This is a genomic window from Terriglobia bacterium (assembly GCA_020072785.1).
In the GTDB taxonomy this organism is placed as follows: domain Bacteria; phylum Acidobacteriota; class Terriglobia; order Acidiferrales; family UBA7541; genus Acidiferrum.
On the sequence record JAIQGG010000003.1, the window covers coordinates 12,225 to 34,541 of the forward strand.

The window sequence follows — 22,317 nt, forward strand, 5'->3', positions numbered from 1 at the left end:
AGGGCAAGGGGCAATGAGCAAGATTATAGGTATTGACCTGGGGACAACGAACTCGGTGGTGGCGGTGATGCAGGGCGGCGAGCCGGTAGTGATCCCGAACCAGGAAGGCGGGCGGACGACGCCCTCGGTGGTAGCCATCACCAAAACCGGGGAGCGGCTGGTGGGGCAGGTGGCCAAGCGCCAGGCGGTAACCAACCCGGAGAATACGGTCTATTCGATCAAGCGCTTCATGGGCCGGCACTACAACGAAGTGAGCGAAGAGATGAAGCGGGTACCCTACAAGGTGGTCAAGGGCACGCACGACGACGCCCGCATCGAGATTTTCGACAAGGTGTACAGCGCGCCGGAGATCTCCGCGATGATCCTAACCAAACTGAAGACCGCGGCGGAAGATTTTCTGGGCGAAAAGGTGAGCAAGGCGGTGATCACCGTGCCGGCGTATTTCAACGACGCGCAGCGGCAGGCCACCAAGCAGGCGGGAGAGATCGCCGGGCTGGAAGTGGTGCGGATCATCAACGAGCCGACGGCGGCGGCGCTGGCCTACGGGCTCGACAAGAAGAGCGACGAGACGATCGCGGTCTATGACCTGGGCGGCGGGACGTTCGACATCTCGGTGCTGGAAGTGGGCAGCGGGGTGGTGGAAGTGAAGTCCACGAACGGGGACACGCACCTGGGCGGGGACGACGTGGACCAGCGGATCATGGACTGGATGATCGAGGTCTTCAAGAAGGAAGACGGAATTGACGTGAGCAAGGATCGCATGGCGCTGCAGCGGCTGAAGGAAGCGGCGGAGAAGGCCAAGATCGAGCTCTCGCAGCTGATGGAGACGGAGATCAACCTGCCGTTCTTGACGGCGGACGCCACGGGGCCGAAGCATTTCCAGAAGAAGCTGACGCGCATCCGGCTGGAGCAGATGATCGGAGACCTGCTGGACCGCTCGATGCGCCCGGTAAAGCAGGCGCTGGAAGACGCGAAGATGTCGCCGACGAACATCCAGGAAGTGGTGCTGGTGGGCGGGTCGACGCGGATCCCCAAGGTGCAGGCGCTGGTGCGCGAATTCTTCGGAGGCAAGGAGCCGCACAAGGGAGTGAACCCGGACGAAGTGGTGGCCGTGGGCGCGGCGATTCAGGGCGCGGTGCTGGCGGGCGAGGTGAAGGACATCCTGCTGCTGGACGTGACGCCGCTGTCGCTGGGCGTGGAAACGCTGGGCGGGGTGATGACGGTGCAGATCCAGCGAAACACGACGATCCCGACGCGCAAAGTGGAGACGTACTCGACCGCTTCGGACAACCAGTCAGGGGTGGAGATCCACGTCATGCAGGGGGAGCGTAAATTCGCCAAGGACAATCGCTCGCTGGGGACGTTCAAGCTGGACGGGATTCCGCCGGCACCGCGCGGGGTGCCGCAGATCGAAGTGACGTTTGATATCGATGCCAACGGCATCCTGAACGTGACGGCGAAAGACAAGGCCAGCAACAAGGAACAGAAGATCACCATCACCGCGTCCACGGGGCTGACCAAGGACGAAGCGGAGAAGATGCGCGTGGAAGCGGAATCGCACGCCGAAGAAGACCGGCGGCGGCTGGAGGAAGTGGACGCGCGCAACCGCCTGGACGGGCTGCTCTACCAGGCCGAGAAGATGCTGCGGGAAAACCGCGAGAAGCTGGCCGAGGGGGACGTGAAGGCGGCGGAAACGGCCATCGAAGAGGCCAAGAAGGCCATGGCCGTGACCGACGGTGGCACGGCGGCGCTGCGGACAGCGACAGAAAACCTGGAGCGCGCCCTGCACAAGATCGCCGAGACGCTGTACCAGGCGGGACAAGCGGCGGGAGCGGCGGGCGGCGCGGAACCTGGCGCAGCGGGTCCGGCGGGCGGGGCCGCACCCGGCGCGGCGGCGGGCGGAAAGAAGGAAGGCGAAGTGATTGACGCCGAGTACGTGGACGTGGATGAGAAGAAGCGGCCGAATTGAAGGCGGCTTGCGCGAATTGGTGTGACAAGGATTTAGAAATTGGGTAGAGGAGACGCGAGTGACGGCGATTGACGGGGTAAAGCGCGTGGGGCCACCGCAGGCAGTGCAGAAGCTGCGGGAGAATTTCTACCTGGTGCAGGTGCCGGTGAACGAAGTGCCGACGGCGGACTGGAAGCGGCTTTTTTATGATACGCAGCAGGCGCCGCCGGCGGATTTTCCGCCCCGGTCGGTAGAAATGCTGGGGTTGTCGCTGCGTTTCCGCTCCGAGGGTACGCTGGTGGAGCAACGGATCACGCTGATCGACAAGTGGATCGAGCGCGCCAACCAGAAAGAAGCGGCGATGGGCGGGCGCAGCGAAGAGCGGCAGAAGCGGCGCGAGGAACTGGGGCGGGAACAGACGGAGCTCGCGGAGTGGAATGGAAAGTGGGCGAAGCTGTGAAGCGAGTGGAAAGCGGGCGCGCAGCGGGAAGGTTCTCTTCCCTTTCCACTTTTGACGGTTAATTTTTGCCGCGGTCCGGACATCGATGCCGCCAACATCTAAAACCGATTTCTACGAACTGCTGGGGGTCCCGCGCAAGGCGGGAGCCAAGGATATTCGCGCCGCGTTCCGCAAGCTGGCGCGCAAGTACCATCCTGACCTGAATCCCGGCGACAAAGCCGCAGAAGAAAAATTCAAGCAAATCCAGGAAGCCTACGACGTTCTCTCCGATACGAAGAAGCGGCAGATGTACGACCAGCACGGCTTCTACAGCGAGAATTATCAGGGCGGGCCGGGGCCGGGCGCGGGGGAAGGACCGGGCGGAGTGCAGTTCGATTTCGGGGGCTTCGATTTCGGAGGCGCGGGCAGCGGCGCGAGCTTTCGCGATCTGTTCAGCCAGTTTTTCCGCGGCGGCGCGGGGGTAGAACACGCAGAAGCAGGGCGCGAGCCGGGCGGAGACCTGGAATACCAGCTGGAGATCGACTTCCGGGATGCGGTGCGCGGGGTAGTAAAGAAGCTGTCGATCGTGCGCCTGGACGGGTGCGAGATCTGCCACGGCACGGGGGCCATCGGCACGCCGCAGACGTGCACGGGGTGCGGGGGCACGGGAGTGATCCAGCAGGCGGCGGGCAAGATGCGCTTCAACGTGCCGTGCACGCGGTGCGGAGGCACGGGCAAGCTGCACACGGCGTGCCGCGCGTGCGGCGGCGAAGGGCGCGTGCGGCGCACGGAAACGATCGACGTGCGCATCCCGGCGGGTGTGGCCAGCGGGTCGCGGGTGCGCGTGCCGGGCAAGGGCAATGCCGGAACGATGGGGGCGCCGCCGGGCGATCTGTATTTGCGGGTGGTGGTGAAGGAGCATGCGGTGTTCGAACGGCAAGGCAACGATCTGTACGTGAAAGTGCCGGTGACGGTGGCGGAGGCGACGCTGGGAGCGAAGATCGAAGTGCCCACGATCGACGGGCGGGCGCTGGTGCGCATCCCGCCGGGCACGAACAGCGGGCAACGGCTGCGGCTGCGGGAGAAAGGCGTGGCCAGCGCGCGGAGCGGGGCGCGGGGGGACCAATACGTGGAAGTGCAGGTGGTGGTGCCGCAACCGACGGACGAGCGGGTGCGCAACCTGATGAAGGAACTGGAGAGTATTGCGCCGGAGGATCCGCGGAAGGAATTGTTCGGCAAAGCAGGCGTGTGAGAGGCGAAAAGAGAACGATGTCGCCGCGCGGAAAAAAACGGGCCAAGGCCGGGTACATGATCAGTGCGGTGGCGGAGCTGTATCAGCTGCACCCGCAGACGCTGCGGCTCTACGAGCGAGTGGGGCTGTTGAAGCCGTCGCGCTCGCAGGGAAATACGCGGCTGTACACGGACCGGGACCTGCAGCGGCTGGAAGTGATCCTGACGCTGGCGCGGGACATGGGCGTAAACCTGGCGGGGATCGAGATCATCCTGAACATGCGCGAGAAGATGGTGGAGATGGAGCAGCAGATGATGGAGTTCGCGCAGGTGGTGCAGGAAGAGCTGGGACGGATGGCGTCGGGCGTGGCGGAACGCGCGCCCCGGAACGCGATCGTGCCGGCGCGGCAGCGCGCGCGGTAGTGTTGCAACGCGGGGCGCCAGCCCCGCGGTTGGCACGCTGCCCAATACCAATAAGAAAAGCCGCAGGGCTTGCGCCCTGCGCTACAGGGCCGAACCCTTTCCACACATTTCCACACGCGAGGGAGCTTGCCGGGCGGGCGGCGGGCCCGTATGCTGTGGCCATGGCGAAGAAGGAAGAGTGCGCGAAGTGCCAGGGGACGGGCTGGCGGGTGGTGCCGCGGAACGACGGGACGCCGGGGAAAGTGGCGGTGGCGTGCGACTGCAGCGTGGCGGACCGCGCGGCGCACGTGGTGGAGCGGGCGCACATCCCCAAGCGCTACGAGCACTGCGATTTTGAAAGCTACGAGACGAATCTGGCTGGCGGCGCGTATACACCCGAGGCCGAGCGCGCGCTGAAGCAGGCCAAGCTGCAAGCCGAATGCTTTGCGCGGGACTATCCCGTGGTCGAAGAATCCGGCCTCCTCTTCATGGGCAATGCGGGCGTCGGAAAGACGCATCTGGCGGTAGCTATTTTGAGAGAGCTGTTGAAGCGCGGTCATAGCGGATACTTCTGTGAATACGGAAAACTGCTCCGAGAAATTCAGAACAGCTACAACGCCACCAGCCAGGCCACGGAGATGTCCATTCTTGAACCTGTGCTCAAAACAGAAGTCCTGGTTATCGACGACCTCGGAGTGATCAAGCCTTCGGATTGGGTTCGCGATGTAATCGGATTCATTCTGAACACTCGATATTCCGACGCCTCACGGGATCTCAACCACCGCCGCTGCACGATCATTACCACGAATTACCTGGACGAACCCCGGGACAAGAAGGCACCTGCCAAAGATCCTTCCGGCCGGTCCGTAGAGATTCGCGAGGACAAGCTGGCGGATCGGATCGGCGTACGTACGCGCTCACGCCTCTACGAAATGTGCAAGACGGTCGAAGTGGCCGCACCGGATTTCCGCCGGGAAGTCCGCCAAGCCGGCCACGTGAAGGCCTGACGGCGCGACGGGGCGGTTGATTGACAAGCTGAGCGAGCGGCGGGTATTCTTTATCCTGTTGTTGCAGCGTTTTTGACGCCCGCAGCACTTCTCTCCTTGCATAAGACCCAAGACGGGATACCGCAAGGGTATTTATCGTTAACTGACGCAAACTAACGCACGGATCATCCGGAGGCCATTAACCATGTCACACGACCACGACAACCCCACGTCGGCGGCTGCCGCCGAGCCCGCACCCGAACCCGAAACGAGTCCGGCTCCCAGCGCACCCGAGGCCACCCCCGAAGAGACTGCCAGCGCAGCGGCGCATGCGGCCGCCGCGGTGGAAGCCAATGCCGTCGAGACGCAAGCCGCGGAAGAAGCGGCGGGCGCGGAGGAACTGAGCAAGCTGATCGACCAGTACGGCGAGCAGCAGGAAGCGCACGCGCAGAACGAGATTGTGGAAGTGAAAGTGGTGGCGTACACGGAACACGGCGTGGTCGTGGACCTGGGCACGAAGACCGAGGGGCTGATCCCCGCGGCGGAATTTACGGAGACGGACGTGCCGCGGCCGGAGCCGGGCGCGACGATCGAAGTGCAGCGCACGGGCGAGCACAAAGAAGGCTACGTGGTGCTGTCGTACCAGAAGGTGCTGCGGCGGCGGATGTGGGAAAAGATCGACGCGGCGCACAAGGCCAAGGAGACGGTCACGGGCAAGATCGTGGACCGCATCAAGGGCGGGCTGGTAGTGGATATCGGAGTGCGGGCGTTTCTGCCGGGATCGCAGTACGACCTGCGGCCGACGCAGAATCTGGACGGCCTGGTGGGCCAGGAGATCCCGGTACGGATCACCAAGCTGAACCGGCGGCGCGGAAACGTGGTGGTGAGCCGGCGGGCGCTGCTGGAAGAAGAACAGCAGGCGAAGCGCGCGGCGCTGCTGGAGCAGTTGAGCGAAGGGCAGATCGTGCACGGGCACGTGAAGAACATCACCGATTACGGGGTGTTCGTGGACCTCGGAGGGATCGACGGGCTGCTGCACGTGACGGACCTGAGCTGGGGCCGGGTGAAGCATCCTTCGGAAGTGGTCAAGCCGGAGCAGGAACTGGACGTGCAGATTCTGAAGTTCGACAAGGAAAAGCAGCGGGTGTCGCTGGGGCTGAAGCAGCTGACGGTGGATCCGTGGCTGACGGCCGTGGAGAAATACCCGGCGGGAACGAAAGTGCAGGGCAAGGTCGCGGGCGTGGTGGACTACGGCTGCTTCGTGGAGCTGGAGCCGGGCGTGGAAGGGCTGGTGCACGTCACGGAGATGAGCTGGTCGAAGAAGCAACAGCATCCCTCGAAAGTGGTGAAGGTGGGCGACGGAGTCGAGGCGGTGGTGCTGGACATCAAGCCGAGCGACCGGCGAATTTCGCTGGGAATGAAGCAGGCGCAGCCGGATCCGTGGCTGCAGCTGGCGGCGAAGTATCCGGTGGGCACAGTGGTCACCGGGAAGGTGCGCAACATCGCGGAGTTCGGAGCGTTCGTGGAGATCGAGGACGGCTTCGACGGGCTGGTGCACGTCGGGGACGTGAGCTGGACGGGGCGGGTGAAGAATCCGCACGAGGTGTTCAAGAAGGGCGAGGCGGTAACGGCGCGAGTGCTGAAGATCGAGCCGGAGAACCGGCGGGTGTCGCTGGGAATCAAGCAGGTCAACGACATCTGGGGCGACTGGTTCAAGCAGCACAAGGTCGGGCAGGTGGTAAAGGGCAAGGTGTCGCGCATCGCGACCTTCGGGGCGTTCGTGGAGCTGGGGGAGAACATCGAAGGGCTCTGCCACAACACGGAGATCGAAGAGCGCAAGCGGCGCGATGAAGGGCCGGCACCGATGCACCGCACGGGCGGGCCGCTGAAGAGCGCGGGACCCCTGGAACCGGGCAAGGAATACGAGTTCAAGATCGTCAAGCTGAGCCCGGAGCAGCGGCGGATCGGGCTGAGCTACCGGGCGGCGGTGCGCCAGGCGGAGCGGCGGGAGATCGAGGAGTATCGCACGACGAAGTCGTCGGCAACGGCGACGATCGGGGATGCGATCAAGTCCAAACTGAAACAGTAAGCTGTCTGGCGCGAGCCAGATAGGGTGGAAATTTCGTTTTACCTACGGGTCAATTTAATGATATGGAGTGAGGCAGCGCCAGCGGGCGAGCGCTTGCTTTACTGCATTTGCCGGGGATTTGCGTCAAACGGTTCTACTGTGATGGAATGAGGCGCACGGACGATGACCAAACAACCCACATTAACGAAGGCCGACCTCATCGCCGAGGTCGAGCGCATCACCGAGCTAAAACGCACGGAATCGGAAACGATCGTGGAAACCATCTTCGAGAGCATCATTGAGGCGCTCCAGAAGGGGGACAAGATCGAGATTCGGGGCTTTGGCAGCTTTCGCACACGGCAGCGGCGCGGGCGCATCGGGCGGAACCCTAAGACCGGAGCAAAGGTGGAAGTGCCGCCGAAGAAGATCCCGTTTTTTAAGCCCAGCAAAGAGCTGAAGGACTTCGTGAACAACCCGGAGAATGCAGCGGCGGCGCAAGTCCCTGCGCCGGCTGCGGGCGAGACGCCGGGCAGTTGAAGGTCCACACAATTCGCAAGGATGGGAAACGCCGGCTGCTTGCCGGCGTTTTTCTTTGGGCCGCGAGAAAACACGGCCGGCAAGACACGGCCCTTGGGGCTGCGATTTTGCGATATGCTGTGCGGGCAGATTGCGCAGAGAGGCTGACGACGCGATGGATTACTTGTGGACACCGTGGCGGTTCAAATACATAACGGAGGCCGGGAAACAGCCGGAATGCTTTCTGTGCACGGCGCCCGCAGAGAGGAAGGACGCGGAGAAGCTGATCGTGCTGCGCGGGGCGAGAAATTTCGTGATTTTGAACCGCTACCCCTACACCTCGGGGCACGCGATGATCGCGCCGTACGCGCACGTGGCGGACTTGCAGGGCTGCGACGCGGAAACCCTGGCGGAGATGATGCAACTGGCGCGGCGCACGGAGGCGGCACTCACGGCCAGCTACAAGCCGGACGGGATGAACCTGGGGATGAACCTGGGACGGGCGGCGGGAGCGGGGGTGGCCGGACACGTGCACCTGCACATTCTGCCGCGCTGGTTCGGGGACACCAACTTCATGACCGTCACCGGCGAAACCCGCGTCCACCCGGAAGACCTGGCCACCACCTATCAGCGCCTGCGGAAAGCGCTGGCATCCGCATGAGGCGCTCTTCCCGGCTGCGCAAACAGAGACGCCCAGTTCCGTTTGCATTCCGGGAGAACCCTTCGGATTCTTGGAGGAAGGGCAGTTCAGAGGAGTTGCGCATATGCAAAAACCGATCGTCTACTCTCAGCCAGGCTGAATCTTTTGTGAGCGCGTGAAAGAGTATCTTTCACAGAAAAACATTTCCTTTGAAGAGCGCGATGTCGCAACCAATCCCATTGCTCTCGAAGATCTCAAACGCCTCCGGGCGATGACGACACCCGTGACGGTCATCGGCGACCAGGTCGTTATTGGGTTCGATCCTGAAAAGCTGGATGCGGCATTGGGGAATTAGGGGAACGCGAGGATCGTTTCCGGCACCAGTCCGTGCGTGCAAAGAAGCGTAAATCGCGATAAACTGGCTCGTTCAAACAACTGTTTGGTAATCGCCCAGGGAGAACCACAGTGAACCTGCAACTGACGGAAGAACAGCAATTACTGCAGAAGAGCGTGCGGGATTTCGCGGAAGCGGAAGTGCGGCCGCTGGCGAAAGAGCTGGACGAGACGGGTCACTTCCCGCGGGGACTGTTCCAGAAGGCGGCGGAGCTGGGGCTGACCGGCGTGGCCCTTCCGGAAGCGGAAGGCGGCGCGGGTTTCGACCACATCGCCTACACCATCGTGATCGAGGAGATTTCGCGCTGCTGCGCGTCGACGGGAGTGATCCTCTCCGTGCAGAATTCGCTGTACTGCGACCCCATCCACCGCGCGGGGACGGACGAACAGAAGAAGCGCTTGCTGGTGCCATTTGCACGCGGGGAAAAGATCGGGTGCTACGCGCTGACCGAGCCGCAGGCGGGGTCCAACGCTTCGGCGCTGCAGACCAAAGCGGTGAAGAAGGGCGACAAGTACATCCTCAACGGCACGAAGGCGTGGATCACCAACGGCGGGGCAGCGGATGCGGCGATCGTGTACGTGAACACGGACCCGGCGAAGGGCGAAAAAGGGATCACTGCGCTGGTGGTGGAAAAGGGCACGCCGGGGTTCCAGGTGGGCAAAGAAGAGAAGAAGCTGGGAATCAGCGCAACGGCGTGCAGCGAGCTGATCTTCACGGATTGCGAAGTGCCGGAGTCGAACCGCATCGGAGTGGAGGGCGAGGGCTATAAGGTGGCGCTGTCGACGCTGGACGGCGGGCGGATCGGGATCGCGGCGCAGGCGGTGGGGATCGCGCAGGGCGCGTTCGAAGCCGCGGTGAAGTACGCGCAGGAACGCATGGCCTTCGGGCACCCCATCGCGCAGTTCCAGGCGATTCAGTTCATGCTCGCGGACATGGGGACGGAGATCGACGCGGCGCGACTGCTGGTGCGCAAGGCGGCGTGGAAGCAGGACACGGGCGGGCGCTTCAGCATGGAAGCGGCGATGGCCAAGCTGTTCGCCAGCGAGATGTCCACGCGGGTGACGCACAAGGCGATCCAGGTGCACGGGGGGAACGGCTATAGCCGGGAGTATCCGGTGGAGCGGGCTTACCGCGACGCGCGGATCACGGAGATCTACGAAGGAACCAGCGAAATCCAGCGGCTGGTGATTTCCGCGTGGGTATTGAAGGGCTAGTTGGCGTGACGCGTGGCCGGTAAGACATCGAGCTATGCGCATGCGCCGGTTGTTCCAGTGGCCGGCCGCTCATCACCAGCCGCATTCCTCCCGTAGTATGCTGACGGAGTGCTGGAACTGGACTGCGGGCTCGAATTTGAAGCGGGACGCGACGCGGAGTTCTTCCCTGCCCTGCCGGCGCGCGCGGCCGTGTGCCTGATCGCGCCGCGCGACCCAAATGCCGAGGCATTTCTGATCCGCACAGCGGACCTGCGGCGGCGCCTGCAGCGGCTGCTGGGACCGCCGGATGCCGCGAGCAAGCGGCTGAACCTGCGGGAGTTTGCACGCGGGGTGCGCTACCGGCTGACGGGCTCGCCATTCGAACAGACCCTCACTTATTACCAGCATGCGAAAGAGCTGCTTCCGAAGCGCTACCGCGCGCTGCTGCGCCTGCGGCCGCCGGCAGTGCTGAAGGTGAGCCTGCGCAACGCCTACCCGCGCTGCTACGTGACACGGCGGATTTCCACGGACGCCGCGGGGGCGCCCATCGCCGGGGTGTACTACGGGCCGTTCGCTTCGCGGCGCGCGGCCGATGCGTTTGCGGAGAGCGCGCTGGATTTCTTCAAGGTGCGGCGCTGCCAGATCAAGATCCGGCGCGACCCAGCGTTTCCGGGGTGTATCTATTCGGAGATGAAGATGTGCCTGGCGCCGTGCTTTGCGGGCTGCACCAAGGAAGAGTACGACGCGGAGGTGGCGCGGCTGGTGCAGTTTCTGGAGACGAATGGGGGGTCGCTGCGCGCGGCCATCGAGCAGGAACGAGGGCAGGCCAGCGAAGCGCTGGACTTCGAGCGCGCGGCGGCGCTGCACAAGCGGCTGGAAAAGCTGGACGGGGTGCTGCGCGGGCGGCCGGAACTGGCCCGGCGGGTGCAGGACCTGGACGCAGTGATCCTGCAGCGCGCGGCGGAGGAACAGACGGTGGGGGCGTATCCCGTGCGCGAGGGCCGGCTGGGAGAGCCGTTTTTTCTGCGCTTCGGGGAGATGGCCAGCGAGCCGCGGTCGGCGGAGGAGCTTCTGCGCGAGCACCTAAATCTTCCAGATGGCACATACAAATCGGGAAATAGCGCGCAGAGCGGTTTCTCGACTGCAGCCCCGAATGCGTCCGGGCCTTCGTCCGGAATGGCCGAAAAAGGGGACTTGGGAGAGCACCTGGCGCTGCTGGCGCGGTGGTATTACGCGAACCCCAGAGTGGGGGAGATTTTCTTCCGGGAGAAGGAGTGGCCGTACCGGCGGATCTTGCGGGCCTGTGCGCGGCTGCTCGCGCCGGCGGTGGAAGAAGGCTAAGTCGCGCGGGGATGGCGGGCGGCAGGCCTGCTATACTGCGGCGCGGCGCCGCGCAGCGATGGTGCACATTCCCACGAGAGCCACACTTACGATGAACGCCTACGCCACACACGAAGGAACGCTGCACTACGCCGAACGATTTCGGGAGACGGCCGCGGACGGGCATTTCCGGCAGACGCCGGAATCGACGGGGCAGCTGATCCTGTCTTCGATCGGGATGGGGACGTATCTGGGGCAGCCGGATGCGGCCACGGATGCGGGGTACACGGCGGCAGTGGTGGCAGCGGTGGAGAGCGGGATCAACGTGCTGGACACGGCGATCAACTACCGCTTCCAGAAGAGCGAGCGGAACATCGGGGCGGCGCTGGCGCAACTGCGCGAGAACGGGTACGGGCGCGAGGAACTGGTGCTGTGCACGAAAGGCGGCTACCTGACGCCGGACGGGGCGATCTCCGGCGACCCGAACGAATATTTTTTCCGCGAGTACATCCAGAAGGGCGTGTTTACGGCGAAGGAGATCGTGGCGGGGTCGCACTGCATGACGCCGCGCTATCTGGAGGACCAGTTGGGGCGCAGCCTGGGGAATCTGGGGGTGCAGGCGATCGACGTCTATTATCTGCACAACCCGGAGACCCAGCTGGGGGAGATGCCGCGCAAAGAGTTTCTGGCGCGGGTGCAGGCGGCGTTCGCGTTTCTGGAATCGGCGGCGGCGGCGGGAAAGATTCAGTATTACGGCATGGCCACGTGGAACGGATTCCGGCAAGAGGCGAAGGAGCGGGACGCGATGCAGCTCGCGGAGATCGCGCAGCTGGCGCGGGATATCGCCGGGGAGAAGCACCGTTTCCGGTTCGTGCAGCTGCCGTTCAATCTGGCGATGACCGAGGCGCTGACGCTGGGCAACCAGACGGTCGAGGGGAAGGCGAGGACCATGGCGGAAGCGGCCGACGAGCTGGACGTAACCCTGATCGCCAGCGCGTCCCTGCTGCAGGGGCAGGTGGCGCGAAACCTGCCGGGGTTTGTGGGCGCAGCGTTCGGGCTGGGGAACGATGCGCAATGCGCGCTGCAGTTCGCGCGGTCGTCGCCAGGAATCACCACGGCGCTGGTGGGGATGGCCCAGGTGGAGCACGTGCGGGCCAACGCGCGGCTGGCGCAGGTGGCCTCGGCAACGGTGGATCAGTTCAGCAAGCTCTTCGAACGCGGGGACAGCAAATAAGAGGTCGCGCGGGGCTCCTGCCGGCGGTTTTCCAAGGAACCACGATAAAGAGAAATGCGCGGGCGGGAGACCGGCGCTACGCGCGGGATTCCGGGTGGCGTGTGCGGAACCACGCGGCGAGGGCCGCACTCATCTTTTCGAGGTGGCCGGCGAAGAAATGATCGGCGTGGTCGATGACGACGACGCGGTTTTCTCCGGGGAGCGCGGCGGCCAGCTGCTGGAGCTTCTCGGGGGCGCCGAATTCGTCGTTGGCGCCGTGCAGGAAGAGCTTGGGTTTGGCGCACGTCTGCAGGTAAGAAAAATCGGAATCGTTGACCGGGGCGCCAAGGGCGACGAGTTCGGTGACCCGGGGATCGGCGCAGCCCGCGCGCAAGCCCACCCAGCAGCCAAAACTGAACCCCGCAAGGAGCAGCGGCAGGCCGGGATATTTTCCGGCGAGGTAATCGAGAGCGGCGCGCACGTCGTCCAGCTCGCCGCGGCCCTTGTCGTGGGTACCGGCGCTGAGGCCGGCGCCGCGAAAATTGAAGCGCAGAACGGGCAGGCCCAGGCTGTCGAGAGTTTTCGCGGCCTGGTAGACGACTTTATTGTGCAGGGTGCCGCCGAAGAGCGGGTGGGGGTGGCAGACCAGCGCAGCCAGCGGCGGCGTGGCGCCGGCGGGCGGGGCCCAGAGGATGGCTTCGAGGCGCCCTGCGGGGCCGTCGAGAAACAGAGACTGCACTTCGTGTCGAGGGGTCATGGAGTGGCGGCCTGAATTTAGCAGTTTAGCGCAGGCGAGACGGAAGGTCGAAGGAGCCGATGCGGCAGACGGAAACGGTCACGGCGCCTGTGCCGTTCTCCGGTTGGACACGGACGACGCGGAACTCCTGGGCCGGGGCGGGTGCGGCGGGAGAGGTGGCGAAAGAGAGGAAAAGGCGTGCGCCGGGCTGGTAGTCGCGGGTGCTGCGAAAGCGCAGGCCCGCGGCGGAAACGTCGAGGGTCATGGCCTCTTCGAACCAGGGGAGATAGTCAGGGCGGACGCGCACAGGAAGGGCCAGCGGGCGGCGCGGATTGGCGCGGCGTTCTTCGGCGCGGGGGCGGCCGTTGCGCAGGGTGACGAATTCCAGGTGCACAGCGAGGGCTGCAAGGCCCTGTGGGCGGGGCTCGCAACGCACGACGCGCGCGGGCATTTCCGGCTGGCCGTCGGGCAGCGCGGAATCGTAAGGAAAAGTGACCCAGATGCGCGTGCCCGGAGAGAGCGAGGAAGAAAGGGTGAAGCGCAGGCCGCCGCGGGAAGCATCTTCGCTGGCGCGGAGTTCCGTCCGCTGCCCGAAGGGAGTGATCCAACGGATGCGTGCGGGCAGTTGCAGGCGCACCCGGCGATGCTGGCGGCGCTCCATCGGCACAAAGCCTCTTTCCGGCCATGCGCGGGGTAATTGAAATGTTACTCCCGGGGCGAGAACCCCGCAAGAAAAGAGGTAAAAAGTACTATAACCGACTTCAGCGTTGCAGTTTGCGCGGGCCGGTGCTAGCGTTGCCGGAAACCTGCAAGCCGAGGGCATTATGAATGAAGACTCCGAGCGCCGCGAAGCACGGCGATTCACGATGGCTTTGCCGATGCGAATTTTCCCGCAGAAAGCGGTGGAATCCGAGTTCCGGGGGCAGACGCAGGACGTCAGCTACCGCGGACTGTACTTTCTCGCGGATGCCCGGAAATTTACAGTAGGCAGCGAGATCGAGTTCATCATCACCCTGCCGGAACAGGTGCGGCAGAGCGGGGACGTGAACATCCGGTGCCGCGGGCAGATCGTGCGGGTGGAAGAGGTGAACGACCGCACGGGCATTGCCGCGAAGATCGACCGCTACGAATTTCTTCAGACCACCTGAGCATCCCAGGCCGCCGGAACCCGCCGAAACAAGAGCCGCGCGCGGCGCCAAGCTCCCCGCCCCGATTTCCGGCAGCGCCGCGGTTCCCTCCTGCATCCAATCAGCGGTACACTGTACTGCACGACCGCAAAGCGGTCGAAACGGTGCGCTTTTTACAGGGGCGCGCCACGCGGACCGCCATGCGACGCCACACACTGCTGATCGACGCCGACGACACACTCTGGGAGAACAACGTTTTTTTCGAGAAGCTGATCGAAGACTTCATCAGCTTCGTGGAGCCCTGCGGATATCCGCGCGCGTTCATCCGGCACGTGCTGAACGAGACAGAACGCAAGAACATCCGGCAGCACGGCTACGGGGTGCGCAGCTTCGGCCGCTCCCTCGAGGAGACCTACCTGCAGCTCGCCGGGGAGATGGTGCAGCACGAAACGCTGGCGCGGATCCACGAACGCGTGGTGGACCTGGAACGCACGCCGCCGAAGATTATGGATGGCGTCCCGGATACGCTGGCCTACCTGGTGCAGAAGCACCGGCTGATCCTGTTCACCAAGGGCGAGCCGGCGGAGCAGGCCGCGAAGGTGCAGCGCTCCGGACTACAGGGCTTTTTCGAGGCTATCGAGATCGTGCCGGAGAAGGACCAGGCCACCTACCACGGCCTGGTGCACAAACACAAAATCGTGAAAACGCAGGGCTGGATGATCGGCAACAGCCCGCGCAGCGACATCAATCCGGCAGTGCGCGTGGGATTGAACGCCGTCTACATCCCGCACGCCAACACCTGGGAGCTGGAGCATGAGCCAGTGGTCGGCGGAAGCGGCAAGCTGATGATCCTGCCGGCGTTCCGCGAGCTGCGCACGCACTTCTGAAGCGTCTTTCCCTGTTCCAATTTGGATGTTGTACCGGGACGGTTTCACTCGACATAGTCACACTTTCCCCGAAGAACGCGAACGGGAGGATGGTTTTGGCCATGGCAACAGCAACCGAGCCGAAAGCAACGGACTGGCGGCAGGAGTGGTTTGAATTCGAGGATGTCACCTATCTGAACACGGCGACGCACGGGCCGATGCCGAAGGCTTCCGTGCGCGCCACGCAGGCCGCTCTGGAATGGAAGAAATTTCCGCAGCTCATGCAGGATGCGGCCCTCTTCGAGACGCCCAACCGCGTTCGCGCCTCCCTTGCACGATTGATCGGCGCAAGACCCGAGGAGATCGCGCTGACTACCGGCGCCAGCAGCGGGATGGCCGCGGTGGCGTACGGACTCTCCTGGAAGCCGGGCGACGAAATCGTCACCGGGAGGAGCGAGTTTCCCGCGCAGTTCACCGCCTGGAAACCGCTGGAGGAACGCGAGGGCGTGCGGCTGCGGGTTGTCGCGCCCCGGGAGAGGTTCCACACGGCAGACGATTTCATCGCGGCGCTGACAGCGAAGACAAAACTCGTTTCGGTGAGCCTGGTGCGCTTCGACGATGGCTCGCTGCTGGACGCGGCGCGCCTCGCGGCGGCGTGCCATGCGCAGGCAGCGTACCTGATGCTCGATATCAGCCAGTGCTGCGGGGCGATTCCGCTGGATGTAGCGCAACTGGGCGCCGACTTCCTCGCCTGTGCAGGCTATAAATGGCTGCTCAGCCCGTACGGCACGGGATTTTTCTGGATCAAGAGCGCGCACATCGAAACGATGCGTCCCGGCCCCTTCTATTGGCAGGCGCTGCCCGGGGCGGACCGCTTTGCGACGCTGACCTTCGACGATCCGAAGCCGGGTCCGGGGGCGCGGCGGTGGGACTCGCCGGAAACAGCCAGCTATTTCAATCTGGCGGCGATGGACGCATCACTGGAGTTTGTGCTGCGGGTGGGGCCGGCGACGATCGCAGCGCACAACGCCAAGCTGATCGCGCAACTCTTCGAACGGCTGCCGCGCGACCGGTGTGTTGTGGCGAGCCCGCAGGATGCGGGGCGGCGCGGGCCGTACGGCTGCTTCGCGGCGCGCACCGCGGAGAAGACCGCGGCGCTGTACGAGCGGTTACGGGCGGAGAAGATCGTGGTGAGCCTGCGCGAGGGAAGCCTGCGCGTTTCGCCGCACCTGTTCAATTCGGAGCGGGACATCGACCGGCTGATCACGGCGGTGACGGCGTGACGCGCTGGCCGCGGATTGCGGTGATCGGCGCGGGAGCGGTGGGCGGGTATTTCGGCGGGTTGCTGGCGCGCGCAGGCGCGCCGGTGGTGTTCGTGGGGCGGGCGGGATTTGCCGAAGCCGTGAAGAAGAACGGGTTGATTCTCGACACGCTGAGCTTTCAGGAAAGCGTCCGGGTTGAGGCTTCCAGCGAACTGAGTGCGGCGCGCGGCGCGGAACTGGTGCTTTTCTGCGTGAAGACGACGGACACCGAGGCGGTGGCACGGGAGCTGGCTCCGCTGCTGGCGGCGGAGGCGATCGTCGTCAGCATGCAGAACGGAGCGGACAACGCGGAGCGCATTCGCGCCGCCTCCGGCATCGCGGCTTTGCCCGCTGCCGTCTACGTAGCAGCCGCGGTGCCGGAGCCCGGCCGGGTGAAGCACGCCGGGCGCGGCGATCTGGTCGTCGGGCCGCGCGACGCGCGCACGGAAAAGGTCGCGGCGGTTTTCGAACGCGCCGGAGTTCCCTGCCGCATTTCGGAGAACATCGAGGGCGAACTGTGGACGAAGCTGCTCATGAACTGCGCGGGCAACGCGATCTCGGCGCTGGCGCGCGTGACATACGGAACGATCGCCGCGGATGAAGATGCGCGCACGCTCGTCGCCGCGGTGGTGCGCGAAGTGCTGGAGGTCGCGCGGGCGGCGGGAGCGCAGGTGCCGGGAATGGAGACGCCGGAAGCGGTCATTGCCACAGCGCTGAAACTTTCCGCGCAGATGAGCCATGCGACGTCCTCGACGGCGCAGGACCTGGAGCGCGGCAAGCGCACGGAGATTGCTTCGCTGAACGGCTACGTGGCGCGGCGCGGGGCGGAGCTGGGCGTGGCCGCGCCGGTGAACCAGGCGCTATATGCGCTGGTGAAGCTGGCGGAAGCGCGCGGCTGAGCGGGCGGCGCGGGACGCACGGTTAACTGCAGGATTCATTCTGAACAACGAGCTGCTGGAGAAGATTGGGGCTAGGTGTGTGTTTGCAGATGGTTTCCCCGCGGTGACGGTGCAGCTGAGATCCTTCAGCGAACTTCGGTTTCGGGAGTCCGAGGGACTCCACCGGGGTCCTGACACCGGACCTCATCGATTCGCTTCAGAATGACAGCAGCCGATGGTTACGAGTCAAGCGACGCGGTTTCAGTAGATGGGGGCGATGGCGCGGAAGGGGATGCGCACGATGGCTTCGAGTTCAACGGGAGAGCCGGCGCGCTGCGCGGGATGGAAACGCCAATGGGCGAGGGCGTCCACGGCGTTGGCATCAAGGCGCCGGTCGATGCCGCGGACGAGCTGGATGCTGTCCACGGAGCCGTCGCGGCGGATCACTGCATAGAGAATCACTTCCCCTTCGATGCGCTCCTGAATGAGAGAGGGGGGATATTTCGGATCGACCTTGTGCAGGGGCACAGGGCCAACGAGGTCGCCGGCGGGCAGAGCGGGCGGGGCCTCGGGATCGCGGTGCAATTCGGAAAAATTGAGGACCCAGCTTCCAGTCACGCTGTTCAGGTTGGGCATGTTCACGTACAGGGTATAGACGCGCTTGGGACCGAACACCGCTTCGGGTTTGGCGCCGGGCGGGAGCGCGGCGAAATTGGGCGGGGTGTAGCGCGGCGGCGCAGCGGCGGCGTCCGCGCGCGGCTGGAGATGGCCAGGTAACGCGTGCACCGGCAGGACGCGCAAGGAAAGCGCCTTGCCGCCAAGGCCGGAAACGACGCTGGATTTTTCCGGATGGCCGCCGCTGATGCTCACGGCGGGCGAGTTGCCCGCGGCTGTTGTGCCGGCGGAGCCGTTGTTGCCGGGTGCGGCAGAGGAGCCGTTTATCGCCGTGGGGCGCGCGGCAGAGGGCGAGCCTTCCGGAGAGATGGACACGCGCGCCGAGAGATTCCCCTCGGGTACAAGGAAGGCCGGTGCGGGCGCCGCCGGGGTTGCGGAGAGCGCAATCAGCGTCTCGGAGTCACCCCCGGCAGCGCCGGGGAGAGCCGGGGCGAGTTCCGGTGCGGGTGCGGTGTCTCCGATTTGTCTGCGCGGGGCTGCGCGCGGCGCGCTGGCCGGGTTGATCTGCAGCTTGGGCCTCTGCGGAGCGGCGGAGGAGGCAAAACTCAGGTCACCGAGCTTCGGTTCGAGATTGGGAAGATCCGGCGCGGGCGCGTTTACCGTGGCCGCCGGGGCGCGCTGCTCGCGCGGGCGGAGCCTGGCAAGCGCCTCCGCGCTGATGGCGATGCGCGGACGCGCGGGCTGGGCGGCAGGAGCGAGCTGCACGATGTTGGGCAGGTTGGGGAGAAACTTCGGGGCCTCAGGTGGCGCGGCGGGACGCATGAGCGTCTGCCGCGGATGCGTGGGATGGGACGAATCGGTGAAGATGCGCTGGCGCGGATGAAAGGCGCCGGCGTGCTGCGGCGCTTCCGGCGCGGAGCGCGGACTGGGCCGGGGCTTTTCCGCAGGCCGCGCGGAGCGCTCCGGGAGATCGAGGAGCGGCAGGTCGTTGATGGGGCCGGACCAGACGAGCTGGGCGTTTTCAAATTCGGGCGAGTGGCGCCGGGCGGCGGGCAGGTTGGGCCACGGAAAAATAAAGAAGACCACGTGCCAGAGCGCGGCAGCCAGCACGGCGATAAACGGAATGCGGCGTTCGATCCAGCAATCGCGGAAGAATTCTCCGGAGAGAAACTTTCTGGGGGCGGCGGGTCCGGCCAGAAGAGCCACGACGCTGCTGGCAAGGCTTTGATGGAAACTGCCCCAGGGGACGTCGAACTGCGGCGGGGCGCCGGCGGGGAGAGACACGGCCGCGACGGGCTTCTGCGCCAGCCCGAGAAGATCGAACGCGCCGTGAACCTGTTGCCAGACCATTCCTTCGTTCATTATACCTTGCGGGATTAGACGCCCGGGCACGGCCAGATGCTGCCCGCATGACGCGTCTGCGGAAATCCAAAAAAGAAAGATGCCGGCCTAAAGGCCGGCGCTATACGGAGAGCGCCTCCATTTGGTAGAAGCTGAGGGCGGCGTCGCCTTGCTCGAGGAGACGCGTGCGGCGAAGCTTGCCAAAGCGCTCGGGGAGCGCGAGTTTGTTGCGGTGCTCGACGACGACGCGGGCGTCCGGCGCCAGGAAATTCGCGGCGCCGAGAAGCGCGAGGACGCGGGCGTATTCGGCTTCCTCGGCCCAGGGGGGATCGAGAAAAACGATGTCGGCGGCCCAGGCGGGATCGGCGGCGTGGCGCGCGGCGAGCATCTCGATACCGCGCAGGGCATCCACGGCTAGGACGGTGGCTCCGGTGGTGACGCCCAGGGCGTCGAGGTTCTGGCGGATGAGCGCGGCGGCGGGCGCATGCTTCTCGACGAAGACGGCGTGTGCGGCGCCGCGGCTGAGGGCTTCGATGCCCACGGCACCGGTGCCGGCGTAGAGGTCCACGAAGCGCGCGCCGGCGGTCTGCGGGCCGAGGATATTGAAGAGCGTTTCGCGCAGGCGGTCGCTGGTGGGACGCAGCTTCATCCCCCGGGAGCTCTTCAGGACACGGCTGCGATATTTTCCGGCGATGATGCGCATGGCCTAACCGATGCGAGCAAGATGATAGCGCTGATGCCAGTGCGGCGGGAGAACGCGCAGGACGGACTGCAGCGCGGCAGCCTGCGCGTGGTCTTCGACGAGAGCGAAGGCTTCGCCGCGCGCGAGTTCGAGCAGCTCGCGGTCGCGCAAGGGGTTGGCGATGTGGAAGCCGAGGTCGCCGTGCTGCCGGGTGCCGAAGAATTCGCCGGGGCCGCGGAGCTGCAGGTCGGTTTCGGCGATTTCGAAGCCGTTGGTCGTGCGCACCAGGGTCTCGAGGCGGAGGCGGGCCTCGTCGCTCATGCGCTGCGGGCCGACCAGGATGCAGAAGGATTTTTCGCCGCCGCGGCCGATGCGCCCGCGCAGCTGGTGGAGCTGGGAGAGGCCGAAGCGCTCGGCGTGCTCGATGACCATGACCGAAGCGTTGGGGACGTCCACGCCGACCTCCACGACAGTGGTGGCCACGAGGATCTGCAGCTCGTTGGCGCGGAAGCGCTGCATGACGCCGTCTTTCTCTTCGCTGGAGAGGCGGCCGTGGAGCAGGCCGAGGCGCAGCGTGGGGAAGACCTCTTTGGAAAGGCGCGCGTATTCAGCGATGGCGGCCTTCAATTCGAGCTTGGACTCCTCGATAACCGGATAGACGACGAAGGCCTGGCGCCCGCGGGCGATTTCACCGCGGAGAAATTCCCAGACGCCGGGGAGATGCGGCTCGCTGGTGAGGCGGGTCTCGATGGGGGTGCGGCCCGGGGGCAGCTCGTCGAGAAGCGAGACGTCGAGATCCCCGTAGAGGGTGAGGGAGAGCGTGCGCGGGATGGGCGTGGCGGTGAGGACGAGGACGTGCGGGGCGTGGCCGTGGCTGGCGGCTTTGTCCATCAGGCGCTTGCGCTGCAGGACGCCGAAGCGGTGCTGCTCGTCGATGCAGGCGAGGCCGAGGCGGGCGAACTCGGCGTCCTCCTCGATAAGGGCGTGGGTGCCGATGACCAGCTGGGCTTCGCCGCTGCGGATGCGCTCGCGGGCCGCGGCTTTTTCCTTGGGCTTGAGGCCGCTGATGAGGAGCTCGACGCGGTAGCCGGCACGGGCGAGGATGCGCCGCGCGGAGAGAAAATGCTGCACGGCGAGAATTTCCGTGGGAGCCATAAGCGCGGCCTGGCAGCCGTTTTCGATGGCGATCACCGCGGCCTCCAGGGCCACGATGGTCTTGCCGCTGCCGACGTCCCCCTGCAGGAGGCGGTTCATGGGGGCGGGCTTTTCGAGGTCGGCGGCGATCTCCGCGAGAACACGCTTCTGCGCGGCGGTGGGCTTGAAGGGGAGAATGCGCTTGAGGGCTTCGCGGACGCGCTCTTCGCGGACGGCGAAGGCGATGGCGTTTTGGCGGCGAGTGGCGCGGCGGTCAAGGGCCAGACTGAGCTGGTAGAGAAAGAACTCGTCGAAGATGAGGCGCCGCTGCGCGGGCGAGGAGAAGGCGTTGAGGGCGTCGATGGACTCCGTCGCGGGGGGGAAATGCGCGGCGATGAAGGCTTCGCGGCGTGGCGGGTAGCCGAGGCGCTGGCGCAGCGGGGCGGGGAGCGGATCGGGAAAATCCGCGGCGAGCTGCTGCAGGGCCATATACATGGCGCGGCGGATGCCGCGCGAGCCGAACGTGCCGATGGCTTCGTAGATGGGCACGATGCGCCCGACTTCCGTGGAGTCCTCACCCTCGCCGCTGAGCAGCTCCATCTGCGGGTTGACCATCTCGATGCGCGCGGGGCGCAGGCGGTCGATTTCGGCCTTGCCGTGGAGGATGACCAGCTGGCCCGGCTTGAGGCGGCCTTCCAGGTAGCCCCCGTGAAAAAACTTGCAGGGGAGCGAACCGGTGTCGTCCTGCACGAGGAGGTGATAGACGGCGTCGGCTTTGTGGAAGCCGCGGAGGGATTGCACGGCGCCGCCGCTCGCGACGCGGGCGCGGATGGTGTAGGTGCCGCCGGGCTGGATCTCGCGGATGGTGGAAAAGTGGATGCGGTCTTCGTAGCGAAAGGGGAGATAGGCGAGGAGATCCTCGAAGGTGCGGATGCCGCGCTTGGCGAGCATCTCGGCGCGCTGCGGGCCGACGCCCTTGAGCATGCGCACTTCGGTGGTGAGAGGCAGCGGCATGGCCCTGCATTTATACCATTGCCGCGGCCGGAACCCACGCTGCGGCGCTGCGGGCGCCAGGGATACTTGCGCGGCGCGGCTGCGTATAGCTAGAGTGGGCTGTCTGCGCCGCGCGCGGCGAGGAGGATTTTTGTGTCCAATGACCGACTGACGGGTTCGGACCGCCGGGCGCTGCTGCTGTGGCTGGTGCTGGCGGTGGTGGGCACGCTGTTCGCGTGGAAAAACTATTTCGCGGCGTTCCCCGAGGCCGCGGTGAATTTTCAGGTGTCGCGCG

The 22,317-nt window shown here is 65.3% G+C and carries 21 protein-coding genes; 16 read left to right on the plus strand and 5 right to left on the minus strand.

Annotation, left to right across the window (positions count from 1 at the left end; genetic code table 11):
* Positions 1-13: 13 nt before the first annotated feature.
* The 12 genes from dnaK to LAN61_10390 all read left to right on the plus strand — a co-directional run bounded on the left by dnaK (position 14) and on the right by LAN61_10390 (position 12,370).
* Positions 14-1,969 carry a molecular chaperone DnaK gene (dnaK, locus tag LAN61_10335; protein ID MBZ5540901.1) on the plus strand — a complete coding sequence of 652 codons (1,956 nt, stop codon included), beginning with the start codon at positions 14-16 and terminating at the stop codon, positions 1,967-1,969.
* Between the two features lie 58 nt (positions 1,970-2,027).
* Positions 2,028-2,408 (plus strand): hypothetical protein, encoded by a 381-nt coding sequence (locus LAN61_10340; protein MBZ5540902.1) that lies wholly within the window; start codon positions 2,028-2,030, stop codon positions 2,406-2,408.
* A gap of 85 nt (positions 2,409-2,493) precedes the next feature.
* Complete coding sequence (gene dnaJ, locus LAN61_10345; GenBank protein MBZ5540903.1) at positions 2,494-3,639, plus strand: molecular chaperone DnaJ; 1,146 nt, start codon at positions 2,494-2,496, stop codon at positions 3,637-3,639.
* 17 nt (positions 3,640-3,656) lie between these two features.
* A complete protein-coding gene (locus LAN61_10350) occupies positions 3,657-4,040 on the plus strand; it encodes a helix-turn-helix transcriptional regulator (protein ID MBZ5540904.1) in 384 nt (127 codons plus the stop codon).
* 161 nt (positions 4,041-4,201) lie between these two features.
* A complete protein-coding gene (locus tag LAN61_10355) occupies positions 4,202-5,026 on the plus strand; it encodes an ATP-binding protein (GenBank protein MBZ5540905.1) in 825 nt (274 codons plus the stop codon).
* A 184-nt stretch (positions 5,027-5,210) separates the two neighbouring features.
* On the plus strand, positions 5,211-7,094 hold the full coding sequence (locus tag LAN61_10360) for a 30S ribosomal protein S1 (GenBank protein MBZ5540906.1): 1,884 nt from the start codon (positions 5,211-5,213) through the stop codon (positions 7,092-7,094).
* Between the two features lie 162 nt (positions 7,095-7,256).
* The gene (locus LAN61_10365) at positions 7,257-7,610 is read left to right on the plus strand and encodes an integration host factor subunit beta (GenBank protein MBZ5540907.1); all 354 of its coding nucleotides are present in this window, start codon (positions 7,257-7,259) and stop codon (positions 7,608-7,610) included.
* Between the two features lie 154 nt (positions 7,611-7,764).
* The gene (locus tag LAN61_10370) at positions 7,765-8,250 is read left to right on the plus strand and encodes an HIT domain-containing protein (GenBank protein ID MBZ5540908.1); all 486 of its coding nucleotides are present in this window, start codon (positions 7,765-7,767) and stop codon (positions 8,248-8,250) included.
* Positions 8,251-8,404: 154 nt separating this feature from the next.
* A complete protein-coding gene (locus LAN61_10375; protein ID MBZ5540909.1) occupies positions 8,405-8,584 on the plus strand; it encodes a glutaredoxin family protein in 180 nt (59 codons plus the stop codon).
* Between the two features lie 110 nt (positions 8,585-8,694).
* Positions 8,695-9,837 carry an acyl-CoA dehydrogenase gene (locus tag LAN61_10380; GenBank protein ID MBZ5540910.1) on the plus strand — a complete coding sequence of 381 codons (1,143 nt, stop codon included), beginning with the start codon at positions 8,695-8,697 and terminating at the stop codon, positions 9,835-9,837.
* A 108-nt stretch (positions 9,838-9,945) separates the two neighbouring features.
* Positions 9,946-11,157, plus strand: coding sequence for a hypothetical protein (locus LAN61_10385; protein ID MBZ5540911.1), 1,212 nt, complete (start codon positions 9,946-9,948; stop codon positions 11,155-11,157).
* Between the two features lie 91 nt (positions 11,158-11,248).
* Entirely contained in the window at positions 11,249-12,370 is a 1,122-nt protein-coding gene (locus LAN61_10390) for an aldo/keto reductase (protein MBZ5540912.1), read from the plus strand.
* Between the two features lie 76 nt (positions 12,371-12,446).
* On the opposite strand, the gene LAN61_10395 is transcribed toward LAN61_10390, so the two are convergent.
* On the minus strand, positions 12,447-13,106 hold the full coding sequence (locus tag LAN61_10395) for an alpha/beta hydrolase (protein MBZ5540913.1): 660 nt from the start codon (positions 13,104-13,106) through the stop codon (positions 12,447-12,449).
* A 25-nt stretch (positions 13,107-13,131) separates the two neighbouring features.
* On the minus strand, positions 13,132-13,752 hold the full coding sequence (locus tag LAN61_10400) for a PilZ domain-containing protein (GenBank protein ID MBZ5540914.1): 621 nt from the start codon (positions 13,750-13,752) through the stop codon (positions 13,132-13,134).
* Positions 13,753-13,909: 157 nt separating this feature from the next.
* On the opposite strand from LAN61_10400, the gene LAN61_10405 reads away from it, so the two are divergent.
* The 4 genes from LAN61_10405 to LAN61_10420 all read left to right on the plus strand — a co-directional run bounded on the left by LAN61_10405 (position 13,910) and on the right by LAN61_10420 (position 17,278).
* Positions 13,910-14,233, plus strand: coding sequence for a PilZ domain-containing protein (locus LAN61_10405; protein MBZ5540915.1), 324 nt, complete (start codon positions 13,910-13,912; stop codon positions 14,231-14,233).
* A gap of 179 nt (positions 14,234-14,412) precedes the next feature.
* Positions 14,413-15,099 (plus strand): HAD family hydrolase, encoded by a 687-nt coding sequence (locus tag LAN61_10410; GenBank protein MBZ5540916.1) that lies wholly within the window; start codon positions 14,413-14,415, stop codon positions 15,097-15,099.
* A gap of 101 nt (positions 15,100-15,200) precedes the next feature.
* Positions 15,201-16,361, plus strand: coding sequence for an aminotransferase class V-fold PLP-dependent enzyme (locus tag LAN61_10415; protein ID MBZ5540917.1), 1,161 nt, complete (start codon positions 15,201-15,203; stop codon positions 16,359-16,361).
* 23 nt (positions 16,362-16,384) lie between these two features.
* Entirely contained in the window at positions 16,385-17,278 is an 894-nt protein-coding gene (locus LAN61_10420) for a ketopantoate reductase family protein (protein MBZ5540918.1), read from the plus strand.
* A 240-nt stretch (positions 17,279-17,518) separates the two neighbouring features.
* Here LAN61_10420 and LAN61_10425 read toward each other — a convergent pair whose 3' ends face one another.
* From LAN61_10425 to recG, 3 genes are all read right to left on the minus strand, one after another.
* The gene (locus LAN61_10425; protein ID MBZ5540919.1) at positions 17,519-19,234 is read right to left on the minus strand and encodes a TonB family protein; all 1,716 of its coding nucleotides are present in this window, start codon (positions 19,232-19,234) and stop codon (positions 17,519-17,521) included.
* 100 nt (positions 19,235-19,334) lie between these two features.
* On the minus strand, positions 19,335-19,916 hold the full coding sequence (rsmD, locus tag LAN61_10430) for a 16S rRNA (guanine(966)-N(2))-methyltransferase RsmD (protein ID MBZ5540920.1): 582 nt from the start codon (positions 19,914-19,916) through the stop codon (positions 19,335-19,337).
* Between the two features lie 3 nt (positions 19,917-19,919).
* Positions 19,920-22,271, minus strand: a complete 2,352-nt coding sequence (recG, locus tag LAN61_10435) for an ATP-dependent DNA helicase RecG (GenBank protein ID MBZ5540921.1) — start codon at positions 22,269-22,271, stop codon at positions 19,920-19,922.
* Positions 22,272-22,317 lie beyond the last annotated feature (46 nt).